Source organism: Paenibacillus nasutitermitis, assembly GCF_014641075.1.
Taxonomy (GTDB): domain Bacteria; phylum Bacillota; class Bacilli; order Paenibacillales; family Paenibacillaceae; genus Paenibacillus_Z; species Paenibacillus_Z nasutitermitis.
This window is the reverse complement of record NZ_BMHP01000006.1, coordinates 229,052-245,687: the sequence shown is the minus strand read 5'-3', so window position 1 is coordinate 245,687 and position 16,636 is coordinate 229,052. Positions and strand designations below refer to the sequence as shown.

The 16,636-nt window shown below is 49.8% G+C and carries 11 protein-coding genes; all 11 read left to right on the top strand.

Annotated elements, in window-relative coordinates:
- The first annotated feature begins 9 nt into the window (after window positions 1-9).
- The 11 genes from IEY46_RS29665 to IEY46_RS29615 all read left to right on the top strand — a co-directional run bounded on the left by IEY46_RS29665 (window position 10) and on the right by IEY46_RS29615 (window position 16,616).
- Complete coding sequence (locus tag IEY46_RS29665; RefSeq protein WP_188997944.1) at window positions 10-3,006, top strand: extracellular solute-binding protein; 2,997 nt, start codon at window positions 10-12, stop codon at window positions 3,004-3,006.
- A gap of 5 nt (window positions 3,007-3,011) precedes the next feature.
- The gene (locus IEY46_RS29660) at window positions 3,012-3,938 is read left to right on the top strand and encodes a carbohydrate ABC transporter permease (protein WP_229750638.1); all 927 of its coding nucleotides are present in this window, start codon (window positions 3,012-3,014) and stop codon (window positions 3,936-3,938) included.
- A complete protein-coding gene (locus IEY46_RS29655) occupies window positions 3,935-4,819 on the top strand; it encodes a carbohydrate ABC transporter permease (protein ID WP_188997939.1) in 885 nt (294 codons plus the stop codon). Before IEY46_RS29660 ends, IEY46_RS29655 begins: the two co-directional genes overlap by 4 nt.
- A gap of 27 nt (window positions 4,820-4,846) precedes the next feature.
- On the top strand, window positions 4,847-6,907 hold the full coding sequence (locus IEY46_RS29650) for a YIP1 family protein (RefSeq protein ID WP_188997936.1): 2,061 nt from the start codon (window positions 4,847-4,849) through the stop codon (window positions 6,905-6,907).
- Window positions 6,900-9,158, top strand: coding sequence for a DUF5696 domain-containing protein (locus IEY46_RS29645; protein WP_188997933.1), 2,259 nt, complete (start codon window positions 6,900-6,902; stop codon window positions 9,156-9,158). Before IEY46_RS29650 ends, IEY46_RS29645 begins: the two co-directional genes overlap by 8 nt.
- Entirely contained in the window at window positions 9,158-10,045 is an 888-nt protein-coding gene (locus tag IEY46_RS29640) for a carbohydrate ABC transporter permease (RefSeq protein ID WP_188997930.1), read from the top strand. The genes IEY46_RS29645 and IEY46_RS29640 overlap by 1 nt, the downstream gene beginning before the upstream one ends.
- Window positions 10,046-10,049: 4 nt before the next feature.
- Window positions 10,050-10,961 carry a carbohydrate ABC transporter permease gene (locus IEY46_RS29635; protein WP_188997928.1) on the top strand — a complete coding sequence of 304 codons (912 nt, stop codon included), beginning with the start codon at window positions 10,050-10,052 and terminating at the stop codon, window positions 10,959-10,961.
- A gap of 155 nt (window positions 10,962-11,116) precedes the next feature.
- A complete protein-coding gene (locus tag IEY46_RS29630) occupies window positions 11,117-12,496 on the top strand; it encodes an extracellular solute-binding protein (RefSeq protein ID WP_188997927.1) in 1,380 nt (459 codons plus the stop codon).
- Window positions 12,497-12,761: 265 nt separating this feature from the next.
- Window positions 12,762-13,436: a GntR family transcriptional regulator gene (locus tag IEY46_RS29625; RefSeq protein ID WP_188997925.1), complete on the top strand. Its 675-nt coding sequence runs from the start codon at window positions 12,762-12,764 to the stop codon at window positions 13,434-13,436.
- Window positions 13,437-13,692: 256 nt separating this feature from the next.
- Window positions 13,693-15,381 (top strand): GH39 family glycosyl hydrolase, encoded by a 1,689-nt coding sequence (locus tag IEY46_RS29620; RefSeq protein WP_188997923.1) that lies wholly within the window; start codon window positions 13,693-13,695, stop codon window positions 15,379-15,381.
- A 161-nt stretch (window positions 15,382-15,542) separates the two neighbouring features.
- Window positions 15,543-16,616, top strand: a complete 1,074-nt coding sequence (locus IEY46_RS29615; protein WP_188997922.1) for a DUF6786 family protein — start codon at window positions 15,543-15,545, stop codon at window positions 16,614-16,616.
- Window positions 16,617-16,636: the final 20 nt, after the last annotated feature.

Genomic DNA, 16,636 nt, shown 5'->3' with positions numbered 1-16,636 from the left:
GAGGCTATTATGAGGAACTATCGAAGCTTGCCGAAGGCAGTTGCCTTGCTGTTGATCATCGTGCTGGCATTCTCTCCCCTGGCTGACGGTTCGGAAGCCGGAACTGTTCTGAAAGCGGATCCACAATCAGACGAAAAAGCGGAGTCGCTGTTATCTGAAGATTTATCCGAAGGCAGCTCTTATCAACGTGTTTTGTCCGGGTGGCAAGCGCAAGGGGCCACGGACGCGGCGAGCCAGCCTATTGAAATCGAGGCCAACGGCTTTGCCTCCGCCTCGGGACAACCGCAGCGGCTGAAGGATGAAGACAAGCGGCAAGCGGAATCGGATGGGAAGAGCGGAGCGATTGGCTTGTATGAAGAGAAAGAATGGGTCGAATATGAATTTACGGTCGAGCAGGCGGGATTTTATAACCTGAATATGGAGTATTACCCGCTGGCAGGTTCCTTCGGGCCCATTCAGATGGGAATCACGATAGACGGGGAGTATCCGTTCCAGGAGGCGGCGGCCGTCGACTTGGACAGAACGTGGAGAGACAAGCAGTTTCCGCTTTCTAAAGATGGGAAGGGGAACGAGATTCGATCCTTGCAAGAAGAGATCAGAGCGTGGACTTCGGAAAAAATCGTGGATTCGAACGCTTCCTATGCCGAAGCATTTCGCTGGATGCTGAGTAAGGGCACCCACCTTATTCGCGTGCAAACGTTATACGATCCGGTTCTTCTGGCGAAGCTGGAATTCACCGCGCCTCTTCCGGCGGCCGCTTATCGGGACATAGCCGGAGCCGATGTGCCTTCTGGCGGAGAGGCGAACAAGGGTGAGGCGTCCAATTGGTATACCGTTATCGAAGCGGAGCGCATGTCGAGCAAGTCGGATTCATCTTTGCAGATGACCTCTTCCATGGATGACCTGACTTCTCCAAAGTCCAAAGGCAAGATCACGTTCAACATGGTCGGGGGAGACCGGTGGAAGCGGGGCGGCCAATGGGCGGAGTGGCAATTCGAAGTGCCGGAGGACGGCGAATACACGATTCATCTGAAATATTCCCAAGCGTATCGCCTGGACGCCTCCGTATTTCGCAACGTAACAATAGACGGGAAGCTGCCCTTTGCCGAAATGCAGGCCTTCCCTTTCCCATACGCGAGCAAATGGAAATTAACCGGACTTGAGGATGCGGACGGAGTTCCCTACCGCTTCAACCTGAAGGCCGGCAACCATACGCTGAGGCTTGAGGCGACGCATTCCCCGCTGCAAGGCATCATCGCATCCATGCAGGCGGTCGTCTCGCAGATTCAACAATTGAACCGGGAGGTGCGGCTTGTGACGGGCGTTCGTGATCCGTTGATGGGTGATGCCAACCGGGACTGGAACCTGGCGATGTATATTCCCGATATCGTGGATCGCTATACGTCGCTGATCGAGCAACTGGAACAGCAGCTGGCTGGACTGGAAGAGGTATATGGCAAAAAAATATCGGGCTCGGACGGTATCCGCTCTGGCTTATCCGATCTGAAGAAGCTGCAAAAAAATCCGAATTTATTGCCGAAGCGGCCCGAGATGCTGATGTCCATTCAAGAAACGCTTGCCGCGTTCATGACGGAGCTGCGGGAGCAGCCGCTGGACCTGGATCTGATCATCGTCTCCAAGCCGGACGCGAAGCTGCCTAGTGTCATCCCGAATTGGAGACAGCGGTTGGGGAATACGGTCAGCGGCTTCTTCGACACTTTCTCGGGTGATTACAATTACTACGGACGGGAAGACGAGGATGCCATAACGGTATGGGTGAACCGCGGCAGAGATTATGTCAACCTCATGCAGCAAATGGCCGATGAGCAGTTTACGCAGGAGACCGGGATAAAGGTCAATATTAATTTGATGCCGAATCCTCAGCAGTTGATTTTGAGCAACGCTGCCGGACGGGAGCCGGACGTTGCACTCAGTATCGATCCGGGAACGATCGTCGATTTCGCGATGCGCAATGCGCTGCTGGATTTAGGGCAATTTGCTGACTACGCCAATGCCGCAGAAGATTTCAGCCCGGGCCTTCGGCTGCAGCTGAGCTATGACGGAGGGCAATACGGCTTGCCGGAAACATTGTCTCCGAATATTATGTTCGTCCGCAATGACCTATTCGAAGGCATTGGCATTGAACCGCCACAGACATGGGAGGAAGTTTACGCTCTGCTCCCCGATTTGCAGCAAAGAGGCTATGATTTTTTTACGACACCGGCGAATTATTTGCCCTTTGTCCTGCAGAACGGCGCGGACTTCTTCTCCAAAGACGGGATGAAGTCAGGCCTGGATACGCCCGAAGGCTTTGCTGCGTTTAAGCAATGGACGGATCTATTCAAAGTGTACGGCTTTCCGAGGGAGGTGCCGAATTTCTATATGCATTTCCGCAACGGGGATATGCCGATCGGCATATCGGATTACAATACGTATTTGCAATTGCTTGTAGCAGCCCCTGAAATTGCCGGCTTATGGTCAATCTATCCGATTCCAGGCGTTCTGAAAGACGGTGAGATAGAACGATGGGCAGGCGGAGCCGTACAGGCCGGAATGATCTTTCGAACTACCGAACGGGCGGAGGAGTCATGGGATTTTCTCCAATGGTGGGTATCTGAGGACGTACAATCCCGGTTCGGTACGGATATCGAGCAATTGAACGGCACCGAATTCCGGTGGAATACCGCGAACGTGCAGGCATTGAAACGTTTGCCGTGGCCCAAAGCCGATGCGCAAGCGTTGTTCGAGCAATTGAGCTGGTTTAAAGAAATGCCGATCGTACCGGGGTTCTACTTTACGCCGCGAGAATTGAATTTCGCATGGAACCGCACGGTTCTGGGAGATATGAATTATCGGGAGTCGCTCGAGAGCTCGATACTGGAAATCAATCGGGAAATGCGAAGAAAGCTGCAGGAATTTGGTCTTGTAGATGACAAGGGAGACATGATTCGCCCTCTGCAAGTTCCCCAATTCGATGAAAAATGGGAAGGAAGGGATCAGCATTGATTGCGATGAGGGTGAGAATGGGCCGGCTCTTTCAAGAAATCAGGTCCAGTTGGTTAATGTATGCATTCGTTGCTCCATTTTGCATCGTGTTTCTGTTGTTCATCCTTTTGCCGACCATTGCTGCAATCGTTCTTTCCTTTACCTCTTTCAATGCGATTGAGCCTCCTGCATTTATCGGGTTTAGAAATTTCATTAATTTATTGACACAAGATTTGATCTTCTGGATGCATGCCATCCCGAATACGTTCAAGTTTGCGATTATTGTCGGACCGATCGGTTATTTGCTGGCCTTCGGTCTGGCCTGGCTGATCACGCAGCTGCCTGCAAAGACGAGAGTCTGGTATACGCTTGCGATGTATGCACCTTCGTTGACCGCAGGGGTTGCGATGGCTGTCGTATGGATCGTCATATTCAGCGGAGACCGCTTAGGGTACATGAACAGCTTCCTGCTGGAGCTGGGCATCATTCAAAAACCGCAGCTTTGGGTGACGGATCCGAAGTATTTAATGAACATCATGATTATCGTCAGCCTGTGGGCAAGTATGGGCGTTGGGTTCCTGGCCATGCTTGCGGGCATTCAGAGCGTTGACAAGACGCTCTATGAAGCGGGGAAAATTGACGGCATCAAATCAAGAATTCAAGAAATTTGGTACATTACGATTCCTTCGATGAAACCGCAGATGCTGTTCGGCGCGGTTATGGCCGTAGTAGGAACATTGCGGGCCGGCTCAATCAGCGTGGAGCTGACGGGAGCGAATCCGACTCCGCAATATGCGGGGCACTTATTGATAAACCATATCGATGACTATGGCTTCATTCGTTATGAAATGGGATACGCCTCCTCGATCTCTGTCGTTTTGTTAATTATCATCTACGCGACAAGCCGATTGTGCTGGAGATTGTTTGGCTCTGAAGGGGAGGCAAAAGGATGACTAAGCGGCTGCTGCGCTTCCCATTGTGGAGAAAGCTTAAGAATATGACAGGATTTCAAGTCTTTTTGATTTTGTTCCTTACGCTGCTGTCCATTTTCATGATGCTGCCGATCATCTATTTGTTCAATCATGCGTTTAAACCGGCCAGCGAGCTGTTCAAATATCCGCCGACGTTTATGGTGGATCATCCGACGCTTAAAAACTTCAGCGATTTGATCCTTGCGACGAAGTCGTCTGCCGTGCCGGTAACGCGTTATTTGTTCAACAACATCATCAGTACGTCTTTGACGGTTCTTGTCGCGTCCTTATTCAGCATCCTGTGCGCATTTGCTTTATCCAAGGGAAAGTTCCCGGGCAAAAACCTGTTGTTCTCAACGATTGTCATCTCGCTCATGTTCGCGCCGGAAACCGTCCAGATTCCCCGGTATTTCGTCATTAGCAATTTAGGATTAATCGATACCTATTGGGCGCATGTATTGCCGCTCGTAGCCATGCCAGTAGGCGTGTTCCTAATGAAGCAATTTATCGATCAGATTCCCAATGAGATGCTGGAAGCGGCCCGTCTCGAAGGGGCAAACGAGCTCAGGCTGTTAACGAACGTAATTGTTCCCCTTAGTCTTCCCGCTGTTGCTACGGTTGCTATTCTATCGTTTCAGGGCGCATGGTCCAACCTGGAAACGTCAACATTCTTTATTGAAGACGAAACGATGAAGACGCTGCCGTTCTATGTGCTGACGCTGACGAGCGGACTTGGCAACTCTGTGGCCAGGCAGGGCGTTGCGGCTGCGGCAACGCTGCTGATGTTTATCCCGAATCTCGTATTCTTCCTTCTGCTGCAGCGGAAGGTCATCGATACGATGATGCATTCCGGAATTAAATAAATGCGCTAAAGAAAGGGGGGGATTCATTTGTCTCGAAGCGTCAAATGGGCATGTTTATCTTTGATTTGCTGGCTGGCTTTGATGCCGGCGGGTCAAGCGCTGGCGGCCCCGCCCTACGAAACCTACTCGTTTGATTCCCAGGGCAAGCAATTTCTTGTGCAAGCGGCTTATATTCCCGAACGAATGATCGGTCTTGAGTCAGGGGAGCTGAAGTTCAACAGCCCCGAGGACGTGATGATTGACGACCAAGACAATTTATATGTTGTGGAAAGCAAAGGTAATCGGGTTGTCCGTCTGGACAATCAATATCAGCTGACGCAAATATATGGCGATGAAGATGGGCCGGGAAAATTGAAAAAGCCCGAAGGCGTGTTCGTAACCGACGATGGGCAGGTCTATGTTGCGGATACGGGAAATAAGCGGATTGCCTTGTTCAACGGCGACGGGACGTTCGTCCGCGAATACAAGAAGCCCGATAGCAGCTATTTGCCGGAGGGTTTCAGATTTGAGCCGATGAAGCTTGTCGTGGATAAACGCGGGGTCATGTATCTCACTTTGCTGAGCGGTTATCAAGGGCTCATGCTGATGGATAGCGGGACTGGTGAATTCCGCGGATTTTTTGGGATGAACCAGGTGAATTTCAATTTGATGGATATGTTAAAACGCAAGCTGTTCACCAAGGCGCAGCTTTCTTTGGAGGGGAACAAGCTTCCTGGAACAATCAGCAACGTGACGTTGGATGAACAAGGCTTGATCTATACAAGCAGCGTGCGGGTAGATACCCGCCAGTTGAAGAAACTCAATTATACCGGTACCGATTTGTTAGGAAACAAAGTGTATGGCGAGCGGCAATTAATTTCAGGCCAGGAGAGGTTCTTTACGGACTTGGCCGTCGACCGTAACGGCATTATTACAGCCGTTGACGGTCAGGCAGGAGTGATCTATCAATACGATGCGGATGGCAATATCCTCTTTGCTTTCGGCCGCAAAGACGAAGGCTACCATAAGCTCGGGTTATTGAACGCGCCTGTTGCGATCGATGTGGATTCGAATCAGAAGATATACGTCGTGGATAACACCGCGAATGCGATTTTTGTTTATCGTCCGACTGAATTCGCAGCTCATGTGCTCCATGCCGTTAATTTGACGTTAGACGGAAAATACCTGGAAAGCGAGCAGCTCTGGAGAGAGGTCTTGCATCTGAATACGAAGTACTACAGCGCTCACCAGGGAATCGGTAAATCCTATTACAGCAAAGGCGAATGGGAAGAAGCCAAGAAATACTTCCGCTTTGCAAGCTCGGTGAACGAATATTCCCAGGCCTATTGGCATATCCGTTTAAATTTCATGCAAACCTACTTCAAGCCTATCGTGATTGCGATTGCTTTCATCATCGTCCTTTACCTTGTATGCAGGCGGCTTTTCGCTAAACGTATCGGATACTGGTTCAAGGCTCACAAGTCCGCGAATGGGATCTCACAAATCCTGCAGCTGCTCCGGATACTAAAGCATCCGGTTGATGGCTTCGCGGAACTCAGATCTAAACGAAAAGGCACCCTAATAACGGCCATCCTCCTTCTTGTCTTACTCTATGTGGTTATGATTGCTTCTAAAATGATTAGCAGCTTTATCTTTAATCCGAGGGAAACGAATCATGTCGATCTGGCCGTTACGCTGCTAACGTTGGCCGTTCCATTCGCAACGTGGGTCATCTCCAATTACCTGGTCAGCTCCATATTCCGGGGTCAGGGCCGATTTGTCGACATCGTCGTCGGAAGCAGCTATGCGATGCTGCCCTATATTCTGTTTACTGTACCCATCGAAATCATATCCAATGGATTTACACTCGGGGAAGCGGCCATTTACCAATTTATGAAAATAGCGGTGCTGGGCTGGACAGGATTTTTGTTTGTCGTATGCATCAAGGAAACGCATAATTTCGATCTGGGAGAGGCCATCCGCAACATCATTTTGACCGTGTTGTTCGCTCTCGCCCTCTGGATACTGATTTTTATCTTCTTTGGAATGAATGTCCAGCTGTTTGACTTTATTTCGCAGATTTTCGAGGAGCTGAAATTCCGTGTCTAGATTAAACAGGAAATGGTGGACCGTTGTTGCATTCGTCACCTTCTGCATGGTGGTTCTCATCGCAGCCATGCTGCTTAACGCGAATAAAACGGATAACAACATCACCCCGGTGGCGGAGACTTCGGCCGTTCAGACTACGCCTACTGCGGGGATGCCATTGAAGGTCGGTTCGGCGTATACGCCGGTTGCCAAGAATGAACGGATTTCTCTTGCCGTCAACGCCGCCGGCCAACTGCGGCTGACCGATCATCTCGGCGGGCATGACTGGTTCAGCAATCCATCCGAAGAAGCGCTTCGGTCGGAGACGGTCAAAGGCTTCTGGAGAAATTCGTTGGAATCTCCTTTCATGATCGATTATATCGATCTGAATGGAATCAGTACGGAGGTCATTACGGCCAATGCGAAGGATTTGGAAACGAGTGTATCCTTCCATCAAATGAAGGACGGCGTGGAAATCGTATTTGACTTGAGCAAGGTCCAAATCCGATTTTCTTATTTGGTAAAACTGGCGGACGATCATCTTGAAGTTGAGGTCCCTTATGACCGGATCAGCGAAACAGGAAGTGCAAAAGTAGTCAGCATCTCCGTCATGCCTCTCTTTGGTGCCATGCAAGGATTGACGAACACCGGGTATATGTTCGTACCGGATGGCGTCGGCGCGCTGATCCCGTTTGATCCGACGACCAAATATTCGTCCCAATACACTTCCAAGATGTACGGGAGCGATATCTCGGCTATCGATTACGAGAAGGAAAAGGTCAGCCGTTACAATCAAGAAATCCCGGCCGATTCGCTTTATCCCGTATTCGGCATAGTAAGCGGCAATCAAGCCTTCGTAAGCATCATCGACGAAGGAGAGTATACGTCCCGGATTTCGGCTACGCCAGGCGGCATGTATACATCGTTTAATTGGGTTGCGGCTCAATTTGTCTACAGGCAAGGATATTTTAAACGGACCAACCTCTTCGGCGAGGGGTTCCATGTTTTTCAGGAAAATATGATGAAGGAAGACCGCCGTATTCTATATTATTTCCTGAGCGGCGAAGACGCGGATTATGTGGGTATGGCCAAAGCCTACCGGCAATATTTAATGGACAAGAACGGGCTTGCGCGCAGAGAGGACGCAGCTTACCCGCTTGATCTTTATTTGATGGGGGGCGATCAGAAGCCGGCCTTGCTGGGTAGAGAGCTTGTTGCGGCGACGACGTTCGAACAGGCGGGACAAATCGTTCAGTCTCTCAAGGAATCGGGCGTCGAAAGTCTTGACGTTACGTTAATGGGCTGGGAGAAAAACGGCTATCTCCAAAACACGCCGGGCCGGTTTCCCCCCAGCAAGGCGCTTGGCGGTACCGAAGGCTTGTCCAGACTTGCGGGTCGTGTTCATGAGTCCGGAGGGAAGCTGTATTTAAGCGATAATTTCAATGTCGCCTTCGGCGCTAATGACGGATTCGAGCCGAAATATGACGCGGTCCGAGACTTGAACGGCAAGGTGATCTCGGTCGAATTGCCGGGGCTTCAGAAGTACTGGATCCACCCGGATTTATCGAGGGAAATGTTGTTCGAAAGCTTTGGGGACTTTCGCTTGCTAGGCATTGACGGACTTTATCACACCGGACTCGGGGAAGCAGTATTTTCCGACGAAACTCCGTCGCATCTGACTTCGCGCAAACGGACAGGGGCGATCTTTGGCGACATGCTAAGAGAAACAGCCGAGCAATTGGGCGAAGCGAGAGTCAAGCATGGCAACGCCTATGTGCTGCCTTACGCGGATCATATTGGCAGCATTCCATTTGATACGAGCTACGATATGCTGACTGCGAAGACGGTTCCCTTTTACCTGATCGCCCTTCATGGACTCGTGTCCTATTCGGGCATCCCGCAGAATATGCAGGACGAGCCCAGGATCAGTTATTTAAAGTCGATCGAGTACGGCGCACTGCCGTCTTACTTGCTTACTTTCGAGGACCCGATCGTCTTGAAGGATACGCTGAGCCGCTGGATATACAGCAGTCAGTTCAAGGAATGGAAGGAGCAAGTTGCGGCCCAGTATACGGAGCGTGAGAAGTCCCTTGGCAGGTTGAGCAATCAAATGATCGTGAACCACCGCGAATTAGCCAAAGACGTGTTTGAAACGACTTACGAAAATGGAACGAAGGTTATCGTCAATTATACGAAGAAGCCTTACGTGGCGGATAGCGTTAGCGTTGAGCCTGAGAACTATTCGGTCGTAGAGAAGGAGGGGCGGTCATAATGCGTTGGATCTTTAAGAGACGTGCACATCGAATATCGATCAACGGCAGAGAGGCCCTTTCCGGTTATCTCTTTATCGCCCCCTGGCTGATCGGTCTTGGCGTGTTCGTTGCCTATCCGCTGCTGTTTACCATCTACATGAGCTTTAATGAGGTTAGAGTCACGAATTTGGGCCTTCAAATGAAATGGGTCGGATTCGAAAATTTGACCAATGCCTTTCTGAAGGATAATCAGTTCCCGATCCTGCTGGTAGAGGAGCTCGTTCGGACCCTTATTGCGATACCGCTCATTGTGATGTTCGCTCTGTTTGTTGCGACGCTGCTGAATATCAAGTTTCCGGGAAGATCGGTATTTCGGGCTTTTTTCTTCCTTCCGGTCATCTTCTCGACGGGAAAAGTATTGAATCAACTTTTTTTCCAGGGAGCGGGCGGTCTGGAAGTACTGGAGCAATACGATGTTTCGGGTTTTATTCTTGCGAATTTTCCGAAGGTGTTGGCCGATCCTCTTCTCAACGTATTGAATATGATCGTTATTATTCTCTGGTATTCAGGCGTTCAAGTCCTGCTGTTTCTCGTAGGCTTTCAAACGATAGGCGCCCATGTCTACGAGGCAGCGCGCATCGACGGATCGACCATGTGGATGACTTTTTGGAAGATTACGCTGCCCGGACTGAAGCCGTTCATCCTGTTGAGTATCATTTTTTCAATCGTCGATATGTCGACCTTTCCATTTAACGGCATTATGAACTATTTGATTGCAAATATGAATACGGGAGGCTTCGGCTTTATCAGCGCGATAGGGTTGATCTACTTTCTTGTCGTGTTCATGATCATTATGGGTTTTCTTTTCATCTTTAGAAGACTTGGCGGGGCCAGAGGAAGGGGATGACAGGATGCCTAAAGTGATCAGAACGGTGAAGAATGCCCTGCTGGGAAACAGCGAACGGCTGGGCATGCTCAGAATCTTATTGATTTATTTCGTGCTTTTGAACATTGTATTTCTGTATTTAAATCCGCTCTTCTATATGTTTTCGACAATGGTGAAGAGCACGGCCGATCTTCTTGACCCTACGGTCAGGTGGATTCCGCGAACGATCGATTTCTCGTTTCTTGAGAAAGCCATGTACGGAATGCGTTTCTCGGAGACGTTAATAAACAGCTTGATTATCGCGGGGTTTGGGGCGATTTTTCATGTCATATCCTGCTCCGTTGCCGGCTACGGTTTTGCCCGATTCAACTTTCCCGGGCGGAACCTGTTGTTTGGCATTCTCATCGTTTGTTTTCTGGTTCCTCCGACGACGCTCACGCTGCCGCTCTATATATTATTCAGCAAGCTTGGATTACTCGGCTCGCCAATTGCCATAATCGGCCCCGCTTTATTTGGGCACGGGATACGGGGAGCGCTGTTCGTCATCATCTTCAGACAGTTTTTTCAGACCATCCCCAAGGCTTATGAAGAAGCGGCTAATATCGACGGTGCGGGTCCTTTCCGGATTTTTTACAAGCTTATGCTCCCATTGGCGAAGCCGGCGATCATCATTGTGTTCATTTTCTCATTCGTATGGCATTGGAATGAAACTTATTTGACCGGTTTATTCCTAAGGGGCGAATATATGCCGCTTTCGCTCGCTCTGGACAGCATGTGGAAATCGTTGGAGATGATGTATGCGACGGGTGGCTACGACAATAACGAATCCATGAAGATGGCAGGCAGCTTCTATGTTATTCTGCCGCCGATCCTGTTATATCTCGTGGTTCAGAAGTGGTTTATGCAGGGGGTGGAAAAATCGAGTCTTGTCGAATAAAGGAGTAAAATAAGCAGTGATTTTATGTATACAAAATATTGTAAATTTATAAAAAAATAAAAATAGTATACAAATAATAAAAATTGTTGACATTAAAAAAATTGGGATATATTATGAGAGCGTTATTAAAAAACGAGCGAAGGGGATTAAAAAGAATGAAGACGAAATTGTACAAGCCTTTATCGTTAATGGTTCTTAGTATCGTCATCTTCCTTGCCGGATGTTCATCCGGTAACAACAACGGAGCAGGCAATGCGCCCGAGGCGGGTCAGAACACGCCAAGCCCAGCGAATTCGAATTCCGGCAAGCCGAACACAACTCCGGAAGCGGACAACACGGACAACAAGTCTTTCTCCGGAACGGTAAAGGTATTGCGCGAATGGGGAGATGCTCAGCCGAATAAAGCGATGTTCGATGCATTGGGTATCGCATTCATGGAACAGTACCCTAACGTAAAGCTGGAATATGTAACCGCTGGAGGCACGGCGGCGTTGCAATCGATGGTTGCGGCCAGTGACAGCCCGGACGTGGTCATGACTTACAGCCCACAACCCAATTTTATGAAAGATAACTTGCTGGAGGATTTAACGCCGTACTTAGAACAATATCCGGAAGTGAATGTTGATCAGTTCTACGCGCCATCCTTCAACAAATACTACGTAGGAGATAAATTGTACGGATTGCCCTGGAACATCGATCCGAATTTCGGACTTCATTCAAACCGCAAAATTCTGGATCAATACGGAGTTACAGACGTACCGGAACTGAATAGTTTAGAGGACCTGGGCAATTATCTGAAGCAGTTCTGGGTCGTGAAGGACGGCAAGCAGGAAATGACGACCTTCGATCCATCAAGCCTGTGGGGCGGTGGTACCGCAATGTTGACGTGGTCGCTGATCAATGGCGCGACAGCCGAAGATATTTACGATCCGAAGACGCGCAAGGTAGGCTACAATAATCCGAAGATCGTTGAGGCTGTCGAGTGGTTGGCGGACTTCTATCAAGAAAATATCAATCCTGAACGGATTAATGAACTGAAAGGGACATTGCCTGAGAATACGGATTTGTTCGATGCAAACAAGATGGCCGTATCGTTCTACTCGACGAAGAAGATGAGGGAAGAGATGGACGTTATCTTGACCCCGATGCCGGAAGAAGGACTATGGGTAGGCGGATATGGGTTCTCGCTCGTATCGACTTCCAAAAATAAAGATGCCGCATTCCAATTTATTAAATGGCTTACAACGACCGAAAACGCGGCAAAAATCTCCAACGATATTCTCGGCGTTATGCCGGCAAAGAAAGACCTTCCGTTCCTCCAGGAAAAGGCGCAATCGGATCCGTATCTTGCACTGGCTCTGGATATTTTAAGCAAAGTCAAGAAATACCCGCCGCAAACGCCGGTAGATTTACCTGAAACGTTCGAAGCGGATTTCGTGGCTGTTCTCAACGGAACATCCAGCGAGGATCCGCAAACGTTCCTGGATAATCTGACGAAGATCATGCAGCAGAAGGTCGACGAGTATTATAAATAAAGCTTATAATGCGTGCTATACGATGGACTTTGACAGAAAAGCTCCAGGAAAGAAGGTTAACCTGCTGATTGCGGGCAAGTTAACCTTTCCTTTATTTTCGAAGGGATTGCTAGTATCGAGGGGTAATTTGCTGATTGTACTTGAACTGTAGAGTTGATATTCAAAATATCCCTAATGTTGACAGGATACATATGCAGTTGCTATGCTAAATGCAATCGATGAGCAAGATCCCGTCGAAAAAAACAAATAAAGGAAGCTTATTCTAATGAGCAATTACACGGACTCGCTATCGCGTTCGCATCATACCAAGGAAGTCGTTACTCAATTGCGCAAGGACATTATTCTTGGTAAATATAAGCCCGGTACGCGATTGATAGAAGCGAAGCTTGCCGAACAGATGGGGATTAGCCGCGCTCCGGTTCGGACTTCGCTCCAGATGCTCGCGCTGGAAGGGCTTGTTATGAACTTGACGAACGGCGGCACGGAGGTCATCGGGTGCTCGGCAAAAGACGTGAGGGACATTTTCGAGCTGCGTCTTCTGCTGGAGCGGACCGCACTGCTAAGCACATTCAAGAGTCCTACTTTCCGGTACAGGCCTCTGTTCGACGCCATGGAATTGCTTGAGTCCTACAAGGCTAAGGGAGAAGAGATTACCAGCTACGATACGGCGTATTTGGATATTTCCTTCCATAGAAGCCTGATTCTGATGGCGGACAATAACCCGATGACGGTAGCATGGAATACGATGGCCAATACCGTTCAGGCGATTCTGGAAATCACCAATATGACGAGACCGACGTTTGCGGAGTTTTGCGACGATCACAGGGAGCTGGCGGACATGATCATTCAGAAGAATGAGGAGTCCATTCAAATGCTCGATCATCACATTATGAACGCTATGAACATCATTATCGAGCGCATCGAGAAAAGTCAGTATTAAAGGCGGCATTGCCCCGCCTTTAATGGCCTGTGACTGTGATACAGAGTCCTCCTTGGCACACGTAAAGTTATATGCCGAACGTCTAAGGTGGTCTCTTTTCTCATGCCTCCAATGCCCTAAATAGAGTGAAAATTCAGAAAAATAAACTGCTTTTACGCACGGAAATACAAGAGTAGGGCCAGGCATCACGGCGCTCTTTCTCGTCACTGCCGCGATGTTCCCAGGCAGCTTGCTGAATCAGGAGGAGGAAAGGACGATGGTTACGCCGGAACAGAACATGGCTTTGCAGAAGGAAATGCCAAGGGATGTATTATCAGAAATGCCGGCAGAAACGCTGAATGTCGATTTCCAAACAGCCGTTTGCTTGAAGGTGAACCTGTCCGAACCGGGCCGGACGCTGGAAAATAAATTTACGGATTTGAACCAGTGGGAATTAGGAATGGATTGGTTGACGACGGCCGGGGATCAACCGGAGGACTATATTAGAACGAACTACCCGTTCGTCAAACGCATTCAGCTCATGACTTCGACGGGAGGCACGGAATTGCGGGATCTGTTCTTGAATCCGGGCGACCGCGGACATTTAACCGATTACAACTTTACCCGCCTGGGAGATGCCGTGCAAAATATTATACGGCAGGGATTGATCCCGCATATCGCTACGGGCAACGTTCCGCTTAAATACAGCTCTGATCCGCTTATCCGGGCATTCGGCGTGAATGTGCGACCGCCGGATGATTACAGCGTTTACTACGACTACATCAAGGCGCTTGCGCAATACATGGCCGGCCGCTTCGGCCTGGAAGAAGTTCGTACGTGGACTTGGAGGGCATTGGTCGAATACGAAAACATCGATTGGTTCGACGCCGGGGATCCCCAAACGACGAAGGAAGCGTACTTCAAATTGTACGATTACACGGTTGCCGCATTGGAGGAAGTCGTCGGCGCGGAGCATCTGTACATTGGCGCCCACAGCATGACGAATGGGGAAGGGTACTGGGATGAAAGGGAATTTATTGACCATGTGGCGCACGGCACGAATTACTACACCGGCAAGAAGGGCACTCAGCTCGATTTCCTCACATTCTCCTATTATGATCATCAAACAGGGGTAATGTCCGCTTACAGCCTGGAGTCGAACCTGCAATTACTGCGCGACCGGGCGGTAGTGAACGGCTTGACCGATCTGGAATACGGCGTAGACGAGGGCAGGTTGATGCTGGGAAAAGATGACAAGGAGCTATTTCCACGAACGGTAGCTTCGGGTTACCAAGCGGCGAGCGATGCGAGATTGTTCAAGCATATGCATGATATCGGACTCGATTATTTTTCCACTTGGTATTTGAATACAGAACGTATATGGGGAGGAACAAGCGGGGTAGATCCCGTGGGGACCCATGTTGCTAATTTGAGCTGCCGGATGGAAGGTGCAAGCAGAATTCCGGTTCAAACGATAACCCAAGCGGCGAATGAGGCTAATGAGGTGGATGGAATCGGCGCCTATCGCGAAGACTCCCGGACCGCTCACCTTCTCGTTTACAACTTTAATCCGGCTGGGAATGCCACGACAGGCGAGCCGGTGACGATTACGTTTGACAACGTAAAAGCGTCGCAAGACGGTACCCTATCGGTTAAGCAGTGGTTAATTGACGATGAACATGCCAACTTCTGGCCGGAGTGGCGGGCTTTACTTGACGAGCAAGGGGTCGCCGACGATGATTTTGGCAGATGGTCGAGTGATTCGTGGACGATACGAAGCATAGCGAATTCAAAGATCCAACGTCTATGGTATGCCAATGCAGAAAAGTATCGCGGATTAGCCAGCCTGATGTACACAGAGGAGACCGTGGAGATTAAAGACGGGAAGCTTGTTCTATCACATGTTCTAGCCCCACTAGGAGTTGTATTCTACGAGATTACAGGTATTATGCCTGCTGCTATGTGACAGATTAACGATGGAGAATATAGGCATCCGTTCGGTTCTTCGAGAAGCGGAGGAGGGCTGTATTCTTTTATGCTCTAAATTGTATACAAAAACACAAAACGGTTGACTGAATAGTGGATTATTGTATAATTGAAGTATTCTATATAACCAGGAGAAATCTAATGAAACTGGATGATTTGATTGCAAGCTTGCAGCGTCTCGAATGGCATTACCGATTGCTTCGGAATGGCGAAGGAGCTGTCATCGTCGCACTGGAGCGAGGGGGAAGAATTTTAGGAATCTATCCGGATGAGGAGCTTGAGAACGCGGCATGGACGAATCCGATATTGGCCGATACCGGGGCATCCCGAAGGCTATTCGGATTGGAGAACCATTGGAATGCCGGAGGCGAACGCGTCTGGCTCAGCCCGGAGCTGGAGTACCACGTTGTGAATCCTGGCCCGCCGGCAGACTATACGGTGCAGCGGCCGATCGACCCAGGCGCCTATCAGTTCAGGGGAGGCGCTGTGCAGGATCAATGCGAGTGGTGGCAGGAGGGAGTCGCGAAGCAATTCAGATCTGAAAGGCAGATCGGATTCCGGCTTGCCAAATCGTGCCGGCTGGTGAAGGATCCGATACGCTTTGCCGGACTTGGCGGGCCAGGCGGTTATCAGTTCGTCGGTTATGAATCGGCAATCGATTTAGAGACGAATGCCGAGGGCTGGGGCAATGGCAAGGAGCCACCCCTGTCGAGCTGGACGATTCTGCAGGTCCCGGCCGGAGGCCACGCCTATGCCGCTACTTACGGTACGGCGAGTCCGACCGATTTTTTCTCGCCTGCGGGTCCGTCGCATCTATCTGTATCCGAAGGGATCGTCCGTTTTCGTATCGATGCGAAGCAGGCACATAAAATTTCGCTTACGAGCTTGCAGACGACAGGACGGTTTGGCTATTTTCGCCGGGACGAGAGCGGCCATTGTCATTTGATTGTGAGGCAAATCGGCGTCTATCCGTCTGCGGACTATCTGGACGTTCCTTGGCATGACCCCGTGTATGGCGGCCATTGCGTCCAGCTGTATAACGACGATGGGCAGATAGGGTCGTTCGGGGAGCTCGAGCACCATGCGCCCGCGGTGCAATGGAACGAGGAGAAGGGACTCTTCGCGCGCAAAGACGTTTCCCAGACCTGGTGCTATAGCGGCGGCTACGAAAGCTTGGCCGAGGTATTACGTTTATGGTTAGGCGTTGTGATTTAGCAGCGTTCAGTGCTTAAATA